At 33.3% G+C, this 22,027-nt stretch carries 16 protein-coding genes, 1 pseudogene and 1 other annotated feature; of the genes and pseudogenes, 14 read left to right on the top strand and 3 right to left on the bottom strand.

Annotated features, from left to right (window positions below; genetic code table 11):
• The first annotated feature begins 236 nt into the window (after nt 1-236).
• On the top strand, nt 237-2,561 hold the full coding sequence (gene lon, locus V7056_RS02595; protein WP_499699003.1) for an endopeptidase La: 2,325 nt from the start codon (nt 237-239) through the stop codon (nt 2,559-2,561).
• Nucleotides 2,558-3,142: a ribosome biogenesis GTP-binding protein YihA/YsxC gene (gene yihA / locus V7056_RS02590; RefSeq protein ID WP_499699001.1), complete on the top strand. Its 585-nt coding sequence runs from the start codon at nt 2,558-2,560 to the stop codon at nt 3,140-3,142. Before lon ends, yihA begins: the two co-directional genes overlap by 4 nt.
• Nucleotides 3,143-3,222: 80 nt before the next feature.
• Here the strand turns inward: yihA and V7056_RS02585 are convergent, their stop codons facing one another.
• Nucleotides 3,223-4,245 (bottom strand): ion channel, encoded by a 1,023-nt coding sequence (locus tag V7056_RS02585; RefSeq protein ID WP_499698999.1) that lies wholly within the window; start codon nt 4,243-4,245, stop codon nt 3,223-3,225.
• 52 nt (nt 4,246-4,297) lie between these two features.
• Nucleotides 4,298-4,780, bottom strand: coding sequence for a LiaF transmembrane domain-containing protein (locus V7056_RS02580; RefSeq protein ID WP_499698997.1), 483 nt, complete (start codon nt 4,778-4,780; stop codon nt 4,298-4,300).
• 224 nt (nt 4,781-5,004) lie between these two features.
• On the opposite strand from V7056_RS02580, the gene hemA reads away from it, so the two are divergent.
• The 8 genes from hemA (at nt 5,005) to ysxE (ending at nt 14,467) form a co-directional block, all read left to right on the top strand.
• Nucleotides 5,005-6,357: a glutamyl-tRNA reductase gene (hemA, locus tag V7056_RS02575; RefSeq protein ID WP_499698996.1), complete on the top strand. Its 1,353-nt coding sequence runs from the start codon at nt 5,005-5,007 to the stop codon at nt 6,355-6,357.
• 9 nt (nt 6,358-6,366) lie between these two features.
• On the top strand, nt 6,367-7,200 hold the full coding sequence (gene ccsA, locus V7056_RS02570; protein WP_499698994.1) for a cytochrome c biogenesis protein CcsA: 834 nt from the start codon (nt 6,367-6,369) through the stop codon (nt 7,198-7,200).
• A gap of 13 nt (nt 7,201-7,213) precedes the next feature.
• A complete protein-coding gene (gene hemC / locus V7056_RS02565) occupies nt 7,214-8,146 on the top strand; it encodes a hydroxymethylbilane synthase (protein ID WP_499698992.1) in 933 nt (310 codons plus the stop codon).
• Nucleotides 8,139-8,906, top strand: coding sequence for a uroporphyrinogen-III synthase (locus tag V7056_RS02560; protein WP_499698991.1), 768 nt, complete (start codon nt 8,139-8,141; stop codon nt 8,904-8,906). Before hemC ends, V7056_RS02560 begins: the two co-directional genes overlap by 8 nt.
• 30 nt (nt 8,907-8,936) lie before the next feature.
• Complete coding sequence (hemB, locus tag V7056_RS02555) at nt 8,937-9,923, top strand: porphobilinogen synthase (RefSeq protein WP_499698989.1); 987 nt, start codon at nt 8,937-8,939, stop codon at nt 9,921-9,923.
• A 6-nt stretch (nt 9,924-9,929) separates the two neighbouring features.
• Complete coding sequence (gene hemL, locus V7056_RS02550) at nt 9,930-11,219, top strand: glutamate-1-semialdehyde 2,1-aminomutase (protein ID WP_499698987.1); 1,290 nt, start codon at nt 9,930-9,932, stop codon at nt 11,217-11,219.
• Nucleotides 11,220-11,498: 279 nt separating this feature from the next.
• Nucleotides 11,499-13,352: a LysM peptidoglycan-binding domain-containing protein gene (locus V7056_RS02545; RefSeq protein ID WP_499698985.1), complete on the top strand. Its 1,854-nt coding sequence runs from the start codon at nt 11,499-11,501 to the stop codon at nt 13,350-13,352.
• An 86-nt stretch (nt 13,353-13,438) separates the two neighbouring features.
• A complete protein-coding gene (ysxE, locus tag V7056_RS02540; RefSeq protein ID WP_499698984.1) occupies nt 13,439-14,467 on the top strand; it encodes a spore coat protein YsxE in 1,029 nt (342 codons plus the stop codon).
• A 134-nt stretch (nt 14,468-14,601) separates the two neighbouring features.
• Here the strand turns inward: ysxE and V7056_RS02535 are convergent, their stop codons facing one another.
• The gene (locus V7056_RS02535; RefSeq protein ID WP_499698982.1) at nt 14,602-15,363 is read right to left on the bottom strand and encodes a sporulation protein; all 762 of its coding nucleotides are present in this window, start codon (nt 15,361-15,363) and stop codon (nt 14,602-14,604) included.
• A gap of 228 nt (nt 15,364-15,591) precedes the next feature.
• Nucleotides 15,592-15,835: a binding site (T-box leader), on the top strand.
• A gap of 51 nt (nt 15,836-15,886) precedes the next feature.
• Here V7056_RS02535 and V7056_RS02530 point away from each other — a divergent pair.
• The 4 genes and pseudogenes from V7056_RS02530 to V7056_RS02515 all read left to right on the top strand — a co-directional run.
• Nucleotides 15,887-18,529, top strand: coding sequence for a valine--tRNA ligase (locus V7056_RS02530; RefSeq protein WP_499698980.1), 2,643 nt, complete (start codon nt 15,887-15,889; stop codon nt 18,527-18,529).
• A gap of 75 nt (nt 18,530-18,604) precedes the next feature.
• The gene (locus V7056_RS02525) at nt 18,605-19,906 is read left to right on the top strand and encodes a bifunctional folylpolyglutamate synthase/dihydrofolate synthase (protein ID WP_499698979.1); all 1,302 of its coding nucleotides are present in this window, start codon (nt 18,605-18,607) and stop codon (nt 19,904-19,906) included.
• Between the two features lie 28 nt (nt 19,907-19,934).
• A complete protein-coding gene (locus V7056_RS02520) occupies nt 19,935-21,650 on the top strand; it encodes a sensor domain-containing diguanylate cyclase (RefSeq protein ID WP_499698977.1) in 1,716 nt (571 codons plus the stop codon).
• Nucleotides 21,651-21,810: 160 nt separating this feature from the next.
• Nucleotides 21,811-22,027: pseudogene (locus V7056_RS02515) on the top strand (hypothetical protein); the annotation flags it as partial.

Below are 22,027 nucleotides of genomic sequence, written 5' to 3'. Positions count from 1 at the left end.
TGACCCAACACCTTCAACTTTTCTTGATGTCTAGTTCCAGCGACTTGCCCCTCGGGGTCATAAGTCAAAGTCATGTAAAGGTTAAAAAGCAACCTTCACCAGACTTTGCCTTATGCTTGTCGGGTCAGAACGAGTCGCTTCCACATTTCTAAAAATACAAATTCATTTCATTGTAAATGATATGGATGTTAAGGTAAAATAACTAAATAGAATGAAATATATGGAGGTGTAACGAAATGAAAGTTACAAAAGAAAAAGTTGTACCCCTCCTACCTTTAAGAGGAATTAGTGTATTTCCTGCGACAATTGCACATCTCGATGTAGGAAGAACGAAGTCAATAAAAGCCATACAAGAAGCTAATGATTTAGATCATTTAATTTTTGTGGTTACGCAAATAGATGCAGATACAGAAAACCCTAAGCTAGAAGAGTTGTATCAATTTGGTACATTAGCAAAGTTAACACAAAAGATTACTCTGCCAAATGGTACAGTTCGTATCACAGTTGAGGGGTTACACAGAGGAAAGATTAAATCAATTATTGATCAAAATGAGTTCCTTTCTGCAAAGGTAGAAGAATATCCAGATGCACAAGATGATTCGAAAGAGCTTCGAGCTTTAATGAGAACTCTGTTACAACATTTTAAGCAGTACAGTAAATTATCAAAACGTATTTTACCTGAAACAATCGCAACGATTGTGAAACAGGATCAGCCTGGTAAGTTAGCTGATGCGATGATCGATGCTATTCCTTTGAAGGAAGAAGAAAAGCAAAAAATATTAGCAACTACTGATGTGACTGAAAGAATACATAGTATCTTGAATTTTCTTCAAGATGAAAAAGAATTACTTAAATTAGAAGAGAAAATTGGTCAACAAGTTAAGAAAAGTATCGATAAAACTCAAAAAGAGTATTTCTTAAGAGAGCAATTAAAAGTGATTCAACGTGAACTTGGTGATCGTGAAGGTAAAACAGAAGAAGTAGATAAATTCTTAACTAAAATAGAAGAAGCTGAGATGCCTGAAACAACAAAAGAGTTAGTTTTAAAAGAACTAGCTAGATATGAAAAACTTCCTCCAAATGCTGCAGAAGCAGGTGTTGTTCGAACGTATTTAGATTGGATGGTGTCACTTCCATGGTCACTTGGAACAGAGGATACATTAGATATTCATCGTTCTGAAAAGATCCTAAATAATGAACATGAGGGACTTGAAAAAGTTAAGGAACGAATTTTAGAATATTTAGCTGTTCAACAGTTAACAAATTCATTACGCGGTCCAATTTTATGTTTGGCAGGACCTCCGGGCGTTGGTAAAACTTCTTTAGCTCGTTCAATTGCGAATGCATTATCACGTAAATTCGTACGCGTATCTTTAGGTGGCGTTCGTGACGAATCAGAAATTAGAGGCCATAGAAGAACGTATATTGGAGCAATGCCAGGTCGTATTATTCAAGGAATCAAGAAAGCTGGTTCTAATAATCCTGTTTTCTTACTTGATGAGATTGATAAAATGTCTAGTGATTTTAGAGGAGATCCATCTTCGGCAATGCTAGAGGTTCTTGATCCTGAGCAGAACAATTCTTTCAGTGATCATTATATTGAAGAGCCTTTTGATCTTTCACGAGTGTTGTTTGTAGCAACAGCTAACGATTTATCTACAATTCCGGGACCGTTACGTGATAGAATGGAAATTATAACTCTTTCTGGTTATACTGAGCTTGAAAAGATTAATATTGCGAAAAAGCATTTATTCCCTAAAAAATTAGCTGAACATGGATTAAATAAATCGACTGTTCAAATTCGTGAGAGTGCATTAAGTGCAATTATCCGTCATTATACACGTGAAGCAGGAGTACGATCATTAGAGCGAGTACTTGCTACACTATGCCGAAAAGCAGCAAAATTAATTGTTTCAAATGAGAAACAAAAAATAATTTTTACTGATAAAAATATTGAAGAGTTTTTAGGTAAGAAAACTTTTTCATACGGTCAAATGGAAAGTGAAGACCAAATTGGTGTTGCAACTGGTTTAGCATATACTGCATTTGGTGGAGACACGCTTTCTATTGAAGTATCACTATATCCTGGTAAGGGCAAGCTAACTTTAACTGGTAAGCTTGGGGATGTAATGAAGGAGTCTGCACAAGCTGCATTTAGCTATATACGCTCAAAAGCAGAAGGACTGGGCATTGATCCTGATTTCTATGAGAAATTAGATATTCATATCCATGTTCCAGAAGGTGCTGTTCCAAAGGATGGTCCTTCAGCTGGTATTACGATGGCAACTGCATTAATTTCTGCACTAACAAATAAACCAATTCGTAAAGAGGTTGGAATGACTGGCGAAATCACATTACGTGGTCGAGTTTTACCAATTGGTGGATTGAAGGAAAAAATGCTAAGTGCTCATCGTGCTGGATTAACAACAGTTATAATTCCAAAAGAAAACGAAAAAGATTTAGAGGATGTACCACCTTTGGTTAAAGAAGGATTAACTGTTATCCCTGTTTCCCATTTAGATGAGGTATTAGTGCATGCTATAGTAGGAGTGAAAAAATGAAAGTAACATCAGCGGATATTGTGATTAGTGCAGTTCGCCCTAATCAGTATCCAGATACACAGTTTCCCGAAATCGCATTGGCGGGCCGATCGAATGTAGGGAAATCATCGTTTATTAATAAAATGTTAAACCGTAAAGCGTTAGCCCGTACATCTTCAAAACCTGGAAAGACACAAACATTGAATTTTTTCTTAATCAACGAAAAGTTATTTTATGTGGACGTTCCTGGTTATGGATATGCGAAAGTTTCTAAAACAGAGCGTGAAGCATGGGGGAAAATGATTGAAACATATATCACTTCTCGTGATCAGTTAAAAGCAGTGGTGCTTTTAGTTGATTTACGTCATTCACCAACAAAAGATGATGTAATGATGTATGATTTTCTAAAACATTTTCAAATCCCTGTTATTATCGTTGCAACAAAAGCAGATAAAATCCCTAAAGGTAAATGGGATAAACATGCGAAAGTTGTTAGAGAAACAATGCAAATCGAAGCAGGCGATGAATTAGTTTTATTTTCTTCAGAGACTGGTATGGGAAAAGAAAAAGCTTGGTCTATTATTGATCGACTTTGTAAATAAAAAAGAAGCTAGTAGCATGAATTTGTCTACTAGCTTCTTTTTTTATTCTAAACTTGAGATGAGTATAAGTTATTAATTTTTTATTGAATCGTCTTTAGCATATGTTCTTCACAATAAATATATAATCGGTCAGTTGATTGTAAAGGTAAGTTCTTGAACTTTGGAATATTTAGTTGTTCATTTACTGCTAATAAGGATGCGCCTTTTTTAAATAATTCTAAATATGCATCTTCATATGTGATCCACTCTTTTAACGGTGCAATTACATGAATATTACTACCATCAAATTTAGTGTTTAATAGATGTCTAAATATTGTAGATGTACCAGGATGTAAAGTCGTTTTTGCTATTAATCTTGAAACGGATTCATAAGATAAAACGAAATCATCAACATTTACATGCTTAAAATTAACAATATGACTTTCTTTTGAAATTTCAACTATTGTATGAATCGGCTTTTGATGTGTTTTAGATAATGACTCAACAGCTGAAGCAATCAGTAATGTTTTACCATCTTTTAGCACACTATCTTCAATTAATGAATCTGCAAAAATACATACTCTTTTCGCGCCGAAAATATTTGCGTTTAATAATGTATTTTCTATTGATGGGTCGCCTTGTATAAAATGAACTTGTGGATGGTCAAAAGGTGATGTATCTAAATTTTCGATTAGGACAACTTTTGCTGTCGGAGAGGAATCAAATAACTCTTCAATAGCATCTTTTGTTTTTTTTGACCAACCGATATAAATATAATGATGATTTTCTTTATACATAATTTTTCCCTCCAACTTCAACCGATGGTACTTTGAAAAGGAATCGACAGTTTTTGAAACTAGCAAACCGATAATACCTACTCCGAATATAAATAAGAACATTCCTAAACATCTTCCTGCTATGGTCTTAGGAAAAAAATCACCATAACCAACAGTTGTTAATGTTGTCATTGTCCACCATAAGCCATCAAATAAAGTCGGAAATGTCTCAGGTTCTAAAATATGTATAGTAATCGTCCCAAATGAGACAATTAGTATAGATAGAATTAAAATTGATACATAATTAAAAGAAACAAATTTTTTCCATAATGTAAGGAAGTATAGCAATGACAGTCCTCCCTCTATAAAGTGTGTTAAATCCTTCTAAGTAACGTTATGTTTATTTTTTTGAAAATAGAAGGTATAAACCAATCAAAGCAATCAATACTGGCCAATATTGCTGGAAATATGTAACTTGTGACTGAAGTGAGCTAAGCATTGTTGTAAGCTTTTCATTAAAAAGGAAAAATAAAGACATAATAAATAATAGAATTCCTGGAAGAAGGTCTCCTTTACCTCTTTGAGATTGAAATAGCATGCCAATGGATATGATGAGTGTTAGTACAGACCAATGATTTGGCCATGAGTCAATATGTGAAATCGCATAAAAGTGAATGCCAAATCCAAGAACGATAAATCCAGGGAATACATAATGTGTTTCTTTACCTTTAAAAGCTTGAACTAAAAGTGCTATTCCTGTAATTAAGATTGGCGTCGTCCAGTATGTAAATATGTTTAGAGATGGGATCTGCCATTTCGAAATAAAGTAATACATTCCAAAGCCGATTAATAGGATTCCAATAAATAAACGATTTTTTTTCATAGCAACTCCTGTTTAACATTTTTTGTAATCACTTTTATTTAAAAATTATTGTATAATAGAAATTGTGTATAATTTGTATATAATTCATAAAAAGTTCAAGATTAATCATTCTACAAATTACAACATTTATGATAGCATATTGAGGTAGAACATAGTTATCATATTTTACCTAATTGATATAGATAAATCGTCATTCTTAAGATAAATAGGGGGGCTTAAAGGGAATGCACATTATTACAATCGGACTTAATTATAAAACTGCCCCGATTGAAGTACGTGAAAAAGTAGCGTTTGCACCTAGTGAACTAGCTGAAGCAATGTGTTCGTTAAAAAATGAGAAAAGCATTTTAGAGAACATTATCGTGTCAACTTGTAATCGTACAGAAATTTATGCAGTCGTTGATCAAATTCACACTGGACAATATTACATGAAGAGATTTCTTTTACAAAAATTCGGTTTAAAAGATGAAGAATTGTCTCCATATTTAATAATTAAAACAGGTAATGAAGCGATTGAGCATTTGTTTACTGTTTCAAGTGGATTAGATTCAATGGTAATCGGTGAAACACAAATTCTAGGACAAGTAAAAGATAGTTACTTACTTGCACAAGAAGATCATGTGATTGGCACGATTTTTAATCAATTATTTAAGCAAGCAATTACATTTGCAAAAAAAGTTCACTCTGAAACTGGAATCGGTGAAAATGCAGTATCAGTTAGCTATGCAGCAGTAGAACTTTCAAAGAAAATATTTAGTAATCTAAAAGGATGTAATGTTTTAATTGTTGGAGCAGGTAAAATGAGTAATCTTGCTTTGCAAAACCTTTATTCACAAGGCGTTGGCAAAGTTACAGTGATTAATCGTACAACTGAAAATGCAGTTAAGCTTGCATCTCAATTTAATGGAGTAGGTAAAGGTCTAGAATCTTTAGAGGACTCTTTAAAAGAAGCGGACATTGTGATCAGTTCAACTGGTTCGAAAGAATATGTCATAACTGAAAAGATGATTCAACGAATTGAAAAAGCTCGTAAAGGTAAACCATTATTTTTAGTAGATATTGCGGTACCACGAGATATTGAACCTTCTATTCACAATATCAGCAGTGCATTTTTATATGATATCGATGATCTACAAGGAATTGTAGCTGAGAATCTAGCTGAACGTGAAAAAGAAGCAGTAAAAATTAAACAATCTATTACAGAGGAAATTGATAATTTCCAATCATGGTTATCTCTATTAGGTGTTGTACCAGTTATTTCAGCTTTACGTGAAAAAGCACTTGATATTCAATCAGATACGATGACGAGTTTAGAGCGTAAACTTCCACACTTATCTGACAGAGATTTAAAAGTCATTCAAAAGCATACGAAGAGTATCGTAAATCAGTTATTACGTGATCCTATTATGAAAGCGAAAGAGATGGGCTCATCTAAACAATCGGAAGCACAAATTGCTTTATTTAAAGAAATCTTTAAATTAGATGAATTATTGAATGAATCGAATGAAGAAAAACACATGCAAACTGCAAAAGAAAAAGATACGTTACGTGTAAAACAAGAATTAGGATATTTGTAGGAATGTATAGTGGAGCTATTGGAAAGTAGTTTTGTCTACCACCTGATCATCCTATTGTTTGCATGGAGTATTGTTTTTTCGTTTATCGATTTTATTGATACAAATAGACTGGCCAGTAGAGTTGCCTTTTATTTGTTAGCAATTGTTTGGGGATTTTCTACTGTATTAATGATTTACTCAGTCAGTCAATATAGTTTATTTTCCTTCATTACATCTAGAGAAGGTTTATATGTATATGTTTGGATCATCGTTTCTTTATCAATGATTATTAACTGGCTTGTTAAGCTTGATTATTTAGTATTCTTTACGAATGTTGTTTCATTTTTAGTATTTTCATTGTCCATTTTAATTCCGAAGGCTGGTAAAACAGCTACTCTTGTTGATCAGTTAAAATCGGAGTTACTGTATGTTCATATTGGACTTGCTTTTTTAGCGTATGGTGCATTTACGCTATCGTTTATTTTCTCAGTGATGTACATTTTCCAATACTTTTTATTAAAAAAGAAAAAGTGGTCTAATCACTTAAAGAAATTAGGCAGTTTAGGTAAGTTGGAAAAAATGGTTAATACATTTAATCTATTTGGCGTCCCCCTAATGTTTACGTCCCTGTTTCTAGGTGTGATTTGGGCGAGTCTTAGATTACACTCATTTGTTTGGTATGACATGAAGGTACTCGGTTCGTTTTTTGTATTAATTATGTTTAGTACATTTATTTATTTAAAAGTAAGCAACCGTTTATATGGTAAATCTCTTTGCCTATTTAACATATGTTGCTTTTTAGTATTGTTCGGAAATTATGTTGTTTCAAATCTATATTCATCGTTTCATTTATGGAGTACGTAAGGAGCTGTAAACTATGCGTAAAATAGTTGTTGGTACAAGAAGAAGTAAGTTAGCTTTAACACAAACAAAATGGTTTGTAGAAAAACTAAAAGAAGTAGCGCCAGATTATGAATTCGAACTGAAAGAGATTGTCACAAAAGGTGATGTGATTCTTGATGTTACACTTTCTAAGGTTGGCGGAAAAGGTTTATTTGTAAAAGAAATAGAGCACGCAATGCTAACGAACGAAATCGATTTGGCTGTACATAGTATGAAAGATATGCCAGCTATTTTACCTGAAGGGTTAATGATTGGTTGTACACCGAAACGTGTCGATCCAAGGGATGCACTTTTATCAAATAGTGGAAAAGGCTTGATGGATCTTGCACCTGGTTCAATTGTTGGCACTAGTAGCTTAAGAAGAAGTGCACAAATTAAAGCAGTAAGACCAGACTTAGAAATCAAATGGATTCGTGGAAACATTGATACACGTATTCAAAAATTAAGAGATAATGAATATGATGCTATTATTTTAGCAGCTGCAGGTCTAACTAGAATGGGTTGGGCTGAAGAAAGTATTAATGAATATATTGATGAAACGATCTGTGTCCCAGCAGTTGGACAAGGATCACTAGCAATTGAATGTCGTGAAAATGATAGTGAAATACGTGAACTATTAAATAGATTAAATGATGATTTAACATATACAACTGTTGAAGCTGAGCGTGCATTCCTTCATAAAATGGAAGGTGGCTGTCAGGTTCCAATAGCAGGATTTGCGACAATGAATGAACAGAATGAAATATCATTAACTGCATTAGTTGCAAAACCAGATGGAACTACCATTTTAAAAGAAACTGTAGTCGGAACAAACCCAATAGAAATTGGGGAAGAGGCTGCAAATCTATTAATTAAACGTGGTGCAAAAGAAATCATTGATTCTGTAAAAGAGGCAGCGGATGAATAATTCCTTAAATGGAATGAACATCCTGGTAACTAGGGCAGAACATCAAGCAGCTGAATTAAATCAATTAATTCAGCAGTTTGGTGGTTGTCCAATCAATGTACCACTTCAAAAAGTTGTACAGATTGAAGTTCTACCCAAAAAGCTTTATAAATTAGTAGAAGAAACAGACTGGCTATTGTTTACTAGTGTTAACGCTGTCATTTACTTTGTGCAAAATAGTACAAAAGAATTGATAGAGTTAGTAAATCATAAAAAAATTGGCGCTGTAGGAGAGAAAACTAAAAAAATCCTAGAAGAGCATGGCATTCAAGTTACTTTTATGCCAAGTCAATTTACTGGAAAAACATTAGCAACTGAGTTAAGTTCAATCGTAGGGGATGAATCAAAATTTTTATTTATCCGTGGGTCACTAGCTAGTGAAACTGTTCCAACAATACTAGGTAAGAATGGACATCTTGTTACTTTATTAACTGTATATGAAACGATTCCAAATACAAATGTGAGAGATGACCTTATTTCGTTACTTTTACAGAAAAAGGTAGATGTCATTACATTTTTAAACCCGTTTAGTGTAAAACAATTTTGTTTTTTAATAGACGAAACGATTGACTTAATAGAATTAGAGCACGTAAGTATTGCATGTATTGGAGATGTTACTGCTTTAGAAGCGAGTCAAAGAGGGTTTAAACATATTTTAGTTCCTAGTAAATTTACGATTGACTCATTAATCCAAAAAATAGCAGAAGACGTTTCAAAATAACGTCATTCTTTGTAAAGAAGGAGAAAAATAATGAATTATTCAATTCCATTTGATCGCCATCGTCGTTTACGAAAAACACCAGCATTACGCTCAATGGTGAGAGAGACACATTTACATAAAGAAGACTTTATTTATCCACTGTTTGTCGTTGAAGGCCAAGGAATAAAAAATCCTATTAATTCAATGCCAGGTGTATTCCAATTTTCGTTAGATGAATTAAAGAAGGAAATGGACGAAATCGCATCTTTAGGTATTCGTTCTGTCATTTTCTTTGGTATTCCTGATGTAAAGGATGCGGTAGGTTCTGAAGCTTACTGTGCTACTGGTATTGTACAAAGAGCGATTACACAAACTAAAGAACAATATCCTGAAATGGTTGTAATTGCTGATACATGTTTATGTGAATATACAGATCATGGACATTGTGGCGTTTTAGAGGACGGATCTGTTAACAATGACGAGTCTTTAATACTTTTAGCAAAAACTGCAGTTAGCCAAGCAAAAGCTGGTGCAGATATTATTGCTCCTTCAAATATGATGGATGGATTTGTTGCGACGATCCGTCATGCTTTAGATGAGGCAGGATTTGAAAATACTCCAATTATGTCTTATGCAGTAAAATATGCATCTGCATTTTATGGACCATTCCGTGAAGCAGCTCAAAGTGCACCAGGACAAGGTGATCGTAAAGCATACCAAATGGATCCGGCTAATCGTTTAGAAGCGTTCCGTGAAGCAGAATCTGATACAGTTGAAGGCGCAGACTTTTTAATTATTAAACCAGCTCTGTCTTATTTAGATATCATTCGTGATATTCGTAATCATTATCACCAACCAATTGTTGCTTATAATGTAAGTGGCGAATATGCAATGGTGAAAGCAGCTGCATTAAATGGTTGGGTTGAAGAAGAAAAGATTGTAATGGAAAAACTAATTAGTATGAAACGTGCAGGTGCAGATATGATTATGACATACCATGCAAAAGATGCTTGCAGATGGATGTCTGAAGGGAAGTAATCGAAAATGAGATCTTATAACAAATCTATTGAAGCTTTTGAAGAAGCAAAACAAGTTCTTCCAGGTGGCGTAAACAGTCCAGTACGTGCATTTAAAAGTGTAAATATGTCTCCAATTTTCATGAGCCACGGAAAAGGCTCTAAGATTTATGATATTGATGGTAATGAATATATTGACTATGTACTTTCATGGGGACCACTAATTTTGGGTCATTCTAATGAGAGAGTAGTTGAAGGATTAAAACGTACAGCTGAAACAGGTACTAGCTTTGGTGCACCTACTTTAAAAGAAACAGAACTTGCGAAGCTTGTTATTGATCGAGTACCTTCAATTGAGGTTGTTCGAATGGTAAACTCAGGTACGGAAGCGACAATGAGTGCATTACGTTTAGCACGTGGATTCACTGGACGTAATAAAATTTTAAAGTTTGAAGGATGCTATCACGGACATGGTGATTCATTACTAATTAAAGCTGGTTCAGGTGTTGCAACACTTGGATTACCAGATAGTCCTGGAGTGCCAGCTGGTGTGGCAGCTAATACAATTACTGTACCTTACAATGATCTTGAAAGTGTTCGTTATGCATTTGAACAATTTGGAGATGATTTAGCGGCAATTATTGTAGAACCTGTCGCAGGAAATATGGGAGTAGTACCACCGGTTGAAGGCTTTTTAGAAGGTCTACGTGAAATGACAACGCAATATGGTACATTATTAATTTTTGATGAAGTTATGACTGGTTTCCGTGTAGGATACAACTGTGCACAAGGTCATTTTGGTGTGACACCTGATATTACTTGCTTAGGTAAAGTAATTGGTGGTGGATTACCTGTTGGTGCATATGGCGGTAAAGCTGAAATTATGAATCAAATTGCGCCAAGTGGCCCAATTTATCAAGCAGGTACACTTTCAGGGAACCCACTAGCAATGACAGCAGGTTTTGAAACATTAAGTCAATTAACTGAAGAAGATTATCATGAATTTAATCGTAAAGCAGATTTATTAGAAGCTGGTTACAAAGCTGCTGCTGAAAAATACAATATTCCACATTGTATTAACCGCGCAGGTTCAATGGTTGGATTCTTCTTTACAGATGAAAAAGTTGAAAATTATGAAGCTGCAAAGTCATCTAATTTAGAAATGTTTGCAAAATATTATCAACTAATGGCTGAACAAGGTGTGTTCTTACCACCTTCACAATTTGAAGGATTGTTCTTATCTACATCACATACTGATGAGGATATTCAAAAAACGATTGCAGCTGCAGAATATGCATTTTCTCAATTAAATAATTAATATAAAAAAATCCCATACAATGTAAATGTATGGGATTTTTTATGGGTTTTGCAGCAATGATCTTTCAATGAAGAAAGATCATTTATATAAAAATTAGTTACATTTAAAGTATAAAAAATTAAATTGAAAAGAAAAGATTGGCTTTGAAGCATTTTAATATAAGAACTTAAAGATTTATTTTTTGTACAAAATATGAATCTTTTTTTCATAATTTTTTCTTTCCTCTCATAAAGATGTATTGTCATAGACCAAAATGGACGATGAGAGGAGGACATTAACGTGTCTTCAGAAAATCAAACAAATATTCGTTTTTCATTGAAAGAAACTGTCTGGTTCCAAAAAGGACAGGAAGTTAAAGAGGTAAGGTCACTCTCGCTAAATCCAGACATTACTATACAGCAATTCGATGAATATGTTCAAGTGAAGGGTGTCTTAACCTTAGAAGGTAATTATACGCCGGATCAGGTGACGCAAGGTGATTACTTCTCTTTAAGAGAATTAGCACCTTCAAGACTAGTAGAGGACGTAAGATCGCTTGAAGATGGAAGTTGTGAATTACATCATCAATTTCCAGTAGATATTTCAATTCCTTTAACGCGAATTACTGATTTAGAAAATCTTTGCGTTTCAGTTGAGACATTTGATTATCAGTTAACTGAAAGAGGCTGCATACAAATTGCTGCTGATTTATGTATTTCTGGACTGCATGATAATCGTGCTGTCGAGTATTATCAGGAGCAGAGAGAACAAAACCAGTATAATCATTATCAGTATAGTAATGACTATCGAAGTAGTAATGAAGCTGAAGCAGAAGAGCAGCAAGAAGATAGAGAGTTTGAAGAACAATTCCAATTTTTTAACCAACAACCTGTATCAACTGAAGTAAATGATAAGGAAGATTTATATGGTAGTGATTGGATACAGTCGTTGGAAGATGACAATCAACAGGATAAAGATCCAACATTTCCAAGACAACCAACATACCTTGAGGTTTTCCAAAATCAGGCAACTGAAACAGTAGAAAACCGAGATGATCAAGAGGCTTATCAAGAGGCTTATCAAGCAGAGCAACAAGAGGAAACCATTACGTTTGAAACGCAAGTGGTTGAAAATGCAGAGGAACAATCTGAGGAGCAATCTGAGGAGCATTATGAGGAAGTATATAGAGAAGTTGAAGTGAGCTATGAGAATGAAGATGTATATGGTGCATTAGAAGAAAGCTATGAAAATGAAGAAGTCAATTTTTCTAGCCAGGAAAGCAATGAAGATCAAGTAGTATATCAAGAAACAAGCGAACACAATGTATTCGAAGCTAAACAAAATGAAGCTACTAGTGAATTTACTCTTCAACCAAGCTATCTGAATAATGAAGTGAATCCAAGACAAAGCTTTTTAAATAATGAATTTACGACTCAGCAACAAAGCTTTTTAAATAATGAAGTAGCTCAAAAACCAAGTTTTCTAAATAATGATTTTACGACTCAGCAACCAAGCCTTTTAAATAATGAAGTAGTTCAAAAACCAAGTTTTCTAAATAATGATTTTGCTGCACAACAAAACAATTCGTATAATGCATACAATCCGCAGCAACATAATCCTTTTAATGTACAAAATGACATTCAAAGCTATGAAGAACAGTATAGACGTGCAGTTGAGCAAAGCTACCAGCCTTTTGCGAATAATCAATATCAACAAGCGCCTTTTACTTATAACCAGCAACCTCAATATCAAAATCCATATACGCAGGATAATCCGGCAAATCTGAATGCAAATGATGTTCGTCAAACTCCACCATACTATGCAGAATATTATCAAGCTCAAGTAGCAGGTGAAGCTTTAAATGAAGTCTCAGGAGAGGCTCCTAACGAGGCTACTAATGCACAAGAAGAAGCTAAAGAGGCTAGAAGTGTGAAATCTGACAATCTGCTCTCAAGTTTATTCACTGGGGAAGGTAAAGAAGAGTCATATACAAAAATGAAGCTATATTTAGCACAAAATGGTGACACGATTGAAACGGTTGCCAAAAAATATAATTTGCAAACACAACAGCTAAATAGAGTGAACAATTTAAATGATGAATTTTTATCAGAGGGTCAAATTATATACATTCCTGTTACAGCTATAAAACAATAATAATATAGTATGAGCTTTGTATTAGTTTAGATACTTGTCTACTAATACAAGGCTTTTACTCATTTAGAAAGTGAGAGTGACGCACATTGTATACTAAACCTAAAGATGAAATAAGCGTCATTTTAGCACAATATCATATAATACCAAATTACTTTGAAACTGTTGGAAAAGTAGTGAAAGTTTACACGAATCAAGGGGTATTTGCTTTAAAAGAAGCAAATCCGGGTAGAATCTATCGAAATAATTTAGTTGAAAATGTACGTTCCTTACAAGATCGAGGTTTTCGCAATGTCGTTCCAATTTATCACACCCAAAATGGCGACTATGTTGTTGAATATAACACAAAGCATTATTATCTAATGCCATGGATTGAAAATGTTGATTCAAGATCTGATGAAAATTTACACTTTCAAAGGATGTTTACATCATTAGGGAAGATGCATAACCGGACACAAAAAGAAAAGAAAGTTGATAAAGACCAATTGCAAAATCATTACGATACATTAAGTAAGAGATGGAGTAAAGAAAAAGAAGTGTTAGAGAATTTTATAGAAGCAGCAGAAGGTAATTGGTATATGTCACCATATGAATTAAGTTATTGTACTTATTTTCATAAAATATTAAGTGCGCATCAATTTGCTAGTGATCAATTAGGAGAATGGTTTAAAAAAATGAAGGAAACAGAAAATACAAGAATTGTGATGAATCATGGTAGTCTTTCAATTTCACACTTCCTAGTAAACGAAAGAGGTGAGGGAATATTTATTAACTTAGAAAATGCTCAAGAAACGACACCAATCCAAGATTTATCGAATTACTATAAGAATTCATTTAAAACCTATCCGATTCAACAACCAGATCGAAATAATTGGTTGAAAATGTATGAAAAGAACTTTTCATTAAGAGAGGAAGAGAAACTATTATTTATGAGTTATATGGCGTATCCAGTTCAAACTGCAGCAAAAATAACATCCTATACAAAACGGACTGGAAATTTAAATGAAAAGGATCGAGTAAAAGAGTTATTACATTCCTATTGGCATATGAATAATATTGAATTTTTTATATCAAAAATCCAGGAGGATATTGAGGCAGCGAAAGTGATAGTAGATTGAGTACATCTAGTTACAATATTAGATGAATTATAATCGTTCCACTAGAATCTTAAAAAAAACTAAGCTGGTTGTCCAATTAAGACTACCAGCTTAGTTTCTATCATTCATTCTAATGACATTTTATAGACTGCTTTTTATTTACAGTATCTTTTAACTGCATTCATTAGACTACTACGAACAAATTGTTTATCTGTAATTTGGTCTTTCGAAAATGAAATTCTTACATTTATTTCATCTGTCCCTAATGAATCAGAAAATAATCCTGTTCCTTTTGTTTTACGATCCACTTGAAGAACGATGTCTACAGTTTTATCGAAGCTTAAGTAATTAACTTCTAATTCGTCTAATTTACCTCTAAATTCACCATTCATAGGATAAAATTCAAATTCTTGAATAATTTTACCAAACTTTTTCTTGTTTTCACTTTCTCTTAAGACAAACCCTTCCTCTTGAAGTGCTTGGATAACCGTTTTTAATCCAATTGAAGGAACAACTTGAATGCCATCCGCATCATATTGATCAACTGCTTTATCAATTTCTAAATGAGTTTTAATCCATATATGAGATTTGTGTAGTGATACTGGTGTATTCTCTGAAAGAGTAAAGAAGAAAGGAATGACTACTTCTTCGTTCGCATTGATTACTCGATCAACAGATACAATTACTTTTTGTAATGTACCATTTTGGTGGTAAGTTTTATCATTCGTCTCAACTTCATAATCAGTCATTACGTGTAAGAAAACAGATTCAAGTTCTTGTTTCACTTTTCCACCTTTTATATGTAACTCACCTTTTACGCGTTCGCCTGCTTGGTATTCAGTTTTTTCAAGCTTTGTATCAATTCTCGTTCCTCCAATTCCAAGAACACGAGCTAATGTATTTTTAAATAAACCCATGGTAATCCCCCTCAAACATTATATCTAGATATTATACAATTATCGCATATTTAAATAAGTACTAGTATATGTGAATGTTAAAAATTCATTACAATTCCTTTGCTTATTTAATTTATCCATTAAAAATGATGGTACAATATTGACATAATAAGAATATTCTAGAAAGAAAATAGAAATACTGTTGACTAAAGTTACGAAAATTTTGTAGACTATAAAATATATTCATATTAAAATGCGTTGATAGGGAAGAGTACAACAAACTAGTTCTTCAGAGAGGAAACCATTTGGTGGGAGGTTTCTAGAAAAAAGAGTTGGAATGTCGCCCTTGAGCAGTGACTTTGAAAGCTTTATGCGACTAGAAGTTTCCGGATGATCCGTTATCTTTTTAAGTGTGTCAGAAATGTTTTTAATTTTTTCTGTTTTTCTGACAAAAAAAGGTGGTACCGCGAATCAAACTCCATTCGTCCTTTTCTAGGATGAATGGAGTTTTTTATTTTTCAAATATCAAAGAGGAGATGTAATCATGGAAACAAAACAACAATCATTACCAACAAAATATGATCCAAGTTTAGTTGAAAAAGATCGTTACCAATTTTGGTTAGATGGAAAGTTTTTTGAAGCACAAGTAGAATCGGAGAAACCAAAATATACAATCGTAATTCCGCCGCCTAACGTAACTGGAAAATTACATTTAGGTCATGCTTGGGATACTACATTACAAGATATCTTAACTCGTGCTAAACGTATGCAAGGTTATGATGTATTGTATCTACCAGGAATGGATCACGCTGGAATCGCTACGCAAGCTAAGGTAGAAGGTAAACTACGTGAAGAAGGTTTAACAAGATACGATTTAGGACGTGAAAAGTTCTTAGAAAAAGCTTGGGAATGGAAAGAAGAATATGCTTCTCACATTCGTTCTCAATGGGAGAAAATTGGTCTAGGGTTAGACTATTCGCGTGAACGTTTTACGTTAGATGAAGGCCTTTCTGATGCTGTAAAAGAAGTATTCGTAAAGCTTTATAAAAAGGGTTTAATTTATCGCGGAGAATATATCATTAACTGGGATCCTGCGACAAAAACAGCTTTATCTGATATCGAAGTTATTTACAAAGATGTTCAAGGTGCATTCTATCATATGCAATATCCTTTAACAGATGGATCTGGAAAGATTCAAATTGCAACAACACGTCCGGAAACAATGTTAGGTGATACTGCAATTGCAGTCCATCCTGAAGACGAAAGATATCAAGCAATGATTGGAAAGACTGTAATGCTACCAATCGTTAACCGCGAGATTCCAATTATTGCAGACGATTATGTTGATATGGAATTTGGTACAGGGGTAGTAAAAATTACACCTGCTCATGATCCAAATGATTTTGAAGTAGGTAACCGTCATGATTTACCACGAATTCTAGTAATGAATGAAGATGGTACGATGAACGAAAAAGCTGGAAAATACAATGGTATGGATCGCTTTGAATGTCGTAAACAAATCGTTAAAGATTTACAGGAGATGGGCGTACTTGTAGAAATTGAAGAGCACATGCATTCTGTAGGACATAGCGAACGAAGTGGAGCGGTAGTAGAGCCATATTTATCTACTCAATGGTTTGTTAAAATGCAACCTTTAGCTGATGCTGCAGTTGCATTACAAAACTCTGATGATAGTGTAAAATTTGTACCGGATCGTTTTGAAAAAACGTATCTTCGTTGGATGGAAAACATTCGTGACTGGTGTATTTCTCGTCAATTATGGTGGGGACATCGTATTCCAGCTTGGTATCATAAAGAAACAGGCGAAATCTATGTAAATCAGGAGCCACCAGCTGATCTTGAAAATTGGAATCAAGATAATGATGTATTAGACACTTGGTTTAGTTCAGCATTATGGCCATTTTCAACATTAGGTTGGCCAAATGAAGAAAGTAAGGATTTCCAAGCATACTTCCCTACAAACGTACTAGTAACTGGGTATGATATTATTTTCTTCTGGGTATCTCGTATGATTTTCCAAGGAATCGAGTTTACAGGTAAGCGCCCTTTTAATGATGTACTAATCCACGGTTTAGTAAGAGATGAACAAGGTCGCAAAATGAGTAAATCACTTGGTAACGGTGTTGACCCAATGGATGTTATTGAGAAATATGGAGCGGATTCACTACGCTACTTCTTAACAACAGGTAGTGCACCTGGTCAAGATTTACGTTTCAGTATAGAAAAAGTTGAAGCTACTTGGAACTTTGTGAATAAAATTTGGAATGCTTCTCGATTTGCGTTAATGAATATGGAAGGATTCACATATGATCAAATTGATTTAACGAAGGAAAAATCTGTTGCTGATGAATGGATTCTAACTCGATTAAATGAAACAATTGAAAGTGTAACTTCATTAATTGATCGTTACGAATTTGGTGAAGTTGGTCGTGTACTTTACAATTTCATCTGGGATGATGTTTGTGATTGGTATATTGAAATGGCTAAGATTCCTTTATACGGTGAAAATGAAGATGCAAAAAATATGACTCGTTCTGTTTTAGCATATGTTTTAGAAAGTACAATGAAGCTTTTACATCCGTTTATGCCGTTTGTAACTGAAGAAATTTGGCAATCACTTCCTCATAAGGGTGAGTCAATTACAGTTTCAGCTTGGCCGACTGTAAATGCTGATTTAACAAATAAAAAAGCATCTGAAACAATGAAAATGTTAGTTGAATTAATTCGCTCAGTTCGTAACATTCGTGCAGAAGTGAATACGCCAATGAGTAAAAAGGTACAACTGATGATCGCTGCGAAAGATGAAGCAATTGCAGTTTCTTTAGAAGAAAATCGTTCTTATATCGAACGTTTCTGTAATCCTGAAGAATTAACAATTTCAACGAACCTAACTGCACCAGAAAAATGTATGTCTGCAGTAATAAGCGGAGCAGAAATTTATTTACCACTTGAGGGATTAATTAATTTAGACGAAGAGAAAAAACGTTTAGAAAAAGAATTAGAAAAATGGACGAGTGAAGTTGAACGCGTTCAAAAGAAACTAAGTAATCAAGGTTTCGTAGCGAAAGCGCCAGAATCAGTAATTGAGGAAGAACGTCGCAAAGAAAAAGATTATTTAGAAAAACAAGCTGCAGTTACATTACGTATTGCTGAATTAAGTAAATAATATAGAGAAAAGTAACAAGACGACGAATAGAGAGCTATCTTATTCGTCGTTTTTTACGAAAAGGGTGATTTGAAAATGGTAAGCACTTATAATGAAGCATTAAATTGGATGTTAAACCGAACAAAATTTGGAATTGTACCAGGTTTACAGAGAATGGAAGAGATGTTACTTCGATTGGATCAACCACATCATCATATAAAAGCTATTCATGTTGCAGGTACTAATGGAAAAGGTTCAACAATATCTTACCTTCAAAGCATTCTATTAGAGGCTGGCTATAAAGTCGGAGCCTTTACTTCCCCTTATATCATTGATTATAGAGAACAAATTATGTTCTGTGGCAAAATGATTGGAAAAGAAGACTTTACTATGTTAGTAAATAAAATGAAACCAATCGTAGAAGAAGTAGAGAAACTTCCATGTGGTGCACCAACGGAATTTGAAATTCTGACCACTATGGCATTTTACTATTTTGGCGAAGTCCAAGAACATGATATGTTTCTAGTAGAAGTAGGTTTAGGTGGACTAGAGGATTGTACGAATGTCATAACACCACTAATTAGTATCATTACGAGCATTGGACATGACCATCATCAAATTCTTGGCGATACAATAGAGGAGATTACTGTACAAAAAGCTGGAATTATTAAAAAAGGTATTCCAACGATTACGGCTGAATTAAAAGAGGAAGCTCTTAACATTATTCAAAAAATGGCGATAAAGAATGAGTCAACACTCTATGAATTTGATAAACAGTTTAAAGCAATCGATATGAAAGGTCTGGATTTTGAACGCTTTAACTTTGTTAGTCAACAAAACAAATTTGAACAAATAGAAATTTCAATGCTTGGTCAACATCAAATTAGGAATGCGTCATGCGCAATTATGGCAATAGAATTACTAACTGATACATACGGTTTTCAAGTAACTGAAAATAATTTAAAGTTAGGTCTGAAAAAAGCATTTAGGGAAGGTAGACTAGAAAAAATTTCTGCAGAACCGATGATAATAATTGATGGTGCCCATAATATAGAAGGAATACAAAGTCTTGTTCAATCGATCAATTCTCATTTCAATCAACATGACATTACAATTGTTTTTTCTGCTCTAAAAGATAAAGATGTAATTGAAATGGTGCAATTACTACAAAATATAACAAAGAATATCATCATAACAACTTTTGATTTTCCCAGAGCAATGTCACATGAAGAATTAATTCATACCGCGGAAACATTAAATGTAGACTATGAAATAAATTTTAACGAAGCAATTGAGAAAAATGTTAAAAAAATTCAAAAAAATGGGATTTTATTACTAACTGGTTCTTTATATTTTATCTCAGATGTGAGAAAATATTTAGTGAATAAACACTATTAGAAAAATTCGTAAGGAGGGTAAACTAATCATGATTAGTAAGCATAATAATAGACTAATTTGGATTTCTTGGGCAGTCCTAATGCCAATCATTTTTTATTATGCTCACGTGGTTAGTCCTCTTGGTCAAATAGAAAAAGCTAGCTTTTTTATCATCTTTTGCTTATTTTTAGTAGTTGCAAATATGCCAATACAAATAAATGATGCTACTTTTTCATTTATATTAGGTATTTCAATATTAGTTTTTTTAAAGTATGGACTCTTTGCAGAATTACTAATAACCCAAATGGGATATGCATTTCTATATATAAGATTAAGTCTCACAAGGAAAACATTATATCGAATGCCTCTTAATTCCTTAATGTTTGCTATATGTTCCGTTGGAAGTGCGATATTTTATAAACTATTTGGTGGAACAATTGGTTTTAGTGGAACAACCGAAATGATTAATAATTTAGTTCCACTATTGATTTATACATTAGTATCTTTTTGGATCAATCAACTCATTTTATATATAATCACCGTAAAGTTATTTAAAAAAGATGCGAAAATGTTTAATCGAGAGTTTAGATGGGATCTTTTCATCAGCTTACTAATGTACCCTATTGGTATCAGCTTATATTTAATGTTAGACACAAAAGGTTATTTAACATTATTTTATATCGCAATTTATTATATTATTTTAATGATCATACTTAATTCTTTATCATCAGCTTTAAATATGAATAAATATTTAAAACAAACGATGAATATTAGCCAAAAAATGACGCAAAGAATGGAAGAAGATAATGTTATAGATGAGTTTTTCGATCAATTAACAAATCTAATTCCAGTAACTTATGGAACGTTATATTTAATGAATGATGATCAATTAAAATTAAAACGTTTTTTTCAAAATGCTGAAGAAAAAGATTCTAGTAAACCCAACATCAATCATTCATTTGAAGGGTCTATAACTGAAAAAGTGTTCTCTGAGAAAAAAGAATTTATTTTTAACCGAAGATCACAATGGTTCACAAATGACCATAAGAAATATATTAATGCAGAAAGTTTACTTTCAATCCCCATTATTAAAAATAAGCAAGTGATTGGTGTGCTAACGCTTGCTTCTGAACAAAAAAATGCTTACAAACGATATCAAGTTGTGATGGTTGAAATCCTAGCATTATACCTTGCAATTGCAATTGAAAATGCGCGTTTTTATTTAGAAACAAAAATGAAAAGTGAAACAGATTCTTTGACTGGGTTATATAATTTTCAATATCTAGAAGCATTGATCAAAAGCGAATTTGTCCGTTTAAAGACTTTTGAAATCAAATCTATATCTTTGTTATTAATGGATTTAGATCATTTTAAAAGAGTAAATGATCATTATGGGCATCAAGCTGGAAATGAAGTTTTATATGAGGTTGCACAAAGAATTAAAAGTATAGTCCAAAAAAAAGGAATTGTTGCTCGTTTTGGTGGCGAAGAATTTTCTGTACTACTTGTTAATTATGATGAGAACGAAACATTCTTAATCGCTGAAGAAATTAGGACAAGCCTAGAGAATATTCCTTTTCAAGTAACTGATCATATGAAAAATGAAAATCAAAAAATAAAATTAACGATAACAGCAAGTATCGGTGCTGCAATTGCGCCGAATGTTGCGAGTGAGCCAACTGATTTAATTCGTTGTGCGGATCGTGCGATGTATTCAGATGCAAAAAATGCTGGAAGAAATAAAGTAGCATTATATAGTAAGTAGAAACTGCTTCTCATGAGAGACAGTTTCTTTTTTTTTATAAAAGTTTAAGCGAAATTTGTTGAGCGATACATCATTGTTCTCGACAAATGTCGGCTAGTTTTTTTGATTTTGTATGTTAGTATTCTGTTACGTTATAAAATAAAATATTAGGAGGATTCAAATGGACAAGTCCTCAAAAATATCGATTAAAATAAACGGAGAGGAAAAAGAATATGAAGAAGATGTTGTGAATCCTCATGAAAAAGTAGAAGAAAAAACAGAATTTCAATGGGTACTTCCTACACCTGACGGGTTAGGGAAAAAAGTAATCGTCTTAGATGATGTGAAAAAGAAAAAGCATGCCAAGAAAAAGCCGCCCAAAATGAAAAAAGAAAAAA

This window comes from Bacillus sp. JJ664, assembly GCF_036962205.1.
GTDB lineage: Bacteria > Bacillota > Bacilli > Bacillales > Bacillaceae_G > Gottfriedia.
This window is presented reverse-complemented; position numbering and strand designations above follow the sequence as displayed.